Below are 1,896 nucleotides of genomic sequence, written 5' to 3' on the forward strand. Positions count from 1 at the left end.
CTTATAGTTTATGATAACTATATACAAATTGCCGGAAATTTATTACTAAATGGTTTTATAGATTTAGACGGTGAAGGACAACTAATTCAAAATACTGGTAGTACATTAGATAATGCAAGTACAGGTTATATAGAAATAGATCAACAAGGTATTGGAAATAGATATAGGTATAATCAATGGTCTTCACCAGTAATTCCAACAGGGGCAGTAAACGGTTCACCATATTCTATTGGAGCTGTGTTAAATGATGGAACAGTTGCAAGTTCTCCAGGTCCAATTTTGTACACTAGTGGATATGATGGTTCAACAGGACCGTTAACATTAAGTACATATTGGATGTATAAATTTACAAATTCACCTGATGGTAGTTATGCTTCATGGTTTCCTATTGGGAGTACTGGAAGTTTAAATCCAGGAGAGGGTTATACTATGAAAGGAGCGGGAGATCCAGGTGCTGGAGATCAGAATTATGTTTTTATTGGAAAACCAAATAATGGAACTATTACATTAACCGTTGGTGGTAACAATGATTATTTAGTTGGAAACCCTTACCCGTCTGCAATTGATGGATTTCAATTTTTAATTGATAACGGTCCAGCAGGAACTGGTTCAATAGGAGGTGGAGGAGCTATATATTTTTGGGAACATTATGGTGGAAATTCACACAATTTAAAAGATTATCAAGCTGGTTACGCTACATTAAACAACTCAGGTGGAGTTCCAGCTACAGCAGGAGCTTTACCAGAAGTTAGTCCTTTTGGCACTCCTGTAAAAACACCAGAGCAATATATAGCAATTGCCCAAGGTTTTTTTGTTGTTGCTGATGCCGATGGTGGAACCATTGAATTTAATAACGGACAACGTGTTTTTGAAACAGAGTCTTCAGGCAATTCTATTTTTATGAAAGGTGAAGCTAGTAAAACTGCTAGCTCAAGCAAAACAACGGCAGATGTTCGTCCAAAATTTAGAATTGGATTTGAAGGAGCTTCTATAACACATCGTCAAATTTTATTTACTGTTGATGAAAATACAAGTGATGCTGTAGATTGGGGTTACGAAGCTGAAATTTATGAAATGTTTGACGATGATATGTTTTGGACTATTAACGATAAAAAATATGTAATTCAAGCATCAAATAATGTTAATGTAGACAAGGAAATTCCATTAGGAATAAAATCTAGTGGAGAACAAATATCTATAAAAGTAGATGCGTTAGAAAATGTTGATGAAAGTACAGAATTGTATATTAAAGATAATGTTACAGGACTTACACATACTATTAAAAATCAATCTTTTGATATAACATTAGCAAAAGGAGAATATTTAAATAGATTTTCATTGGTGTTTAAGCCTCAAAATACGTTAGGTGTTGAAGAAGAAATTTTGGAAAGCGGAATTACTGTATTTATGAATAATGCCACATCTGAACTACAAATTAAAAATACTACAACTAGTGAAATAGAAAGTGTTATTTTATACAATAGTTTAGGTCAAAGTTTTGGTTTTTGGAGAAATATGTTTTCAAATGAAACTACTTTATTACCTATAAAAGCTGCTTCAGGTCTTTACTTTGTTCAAATAAATACTACAACGGGTAAAATAGGAAAAAAAGTAATTGTAGAATAATTAAAGAAGAGGCTGTTTAAGAAGTAATGTTTTCGTCAACCTGAACTTGATTCAGGTTCTCATCTTGAGATTCTGAATCAAGTTCAAAATGACGGTCATAAACTCTTATTAAACAACCTCTTTTTTATTGTAAACTATTTTCAAAACCTATTTAAAAGCTTGTATTCCTGTAATATCAAATCCAGTAATTAATAAATGAATATCATGTGTTCCTTCATAAGTTACCACACTCTCTAAATTCATCATATGGCGCATAATTGAGTATTCTCC

At 32.4% G+C, this 1,896-nt stretch carries 1 protein-coding gene and 1 pseudogene; one reads left to right on the forward strand and one right to left on the reverse strand.

Annotated elements, in window-relative coordinates; genetic code table 11:
* Positions 1-1,626, forward strand: a 1,626-nt coding sequence (locus ABY298_RS16190) for a T9SS type A sorting domain-containing protein (RefSeq protein WP_372747075.1), incomplete at its 5' end; no start/stop codon positions are given.
* 147 nt (positions 1,627-1,773) lie between these two features.
* On the opposite strand, the pseudogene ABY298_RS16195 reads toward ABY298_RS16190, so the two are convergent.
* Positions 1,774-1,896: pseudogene (locus ABY298_RS16195) on the reverse strand (acyl-CoA dehydrogenase); the annotation flags it as partial.

The organism is Lutibacter sp. (assembly GCF_041596795.1).
Classification (GTDB): domain Bacteria; phylum Bacteroidota; class Bacteroidia; order Flavobacteriales; family Flavobacteriaceae; genus Lutibacter.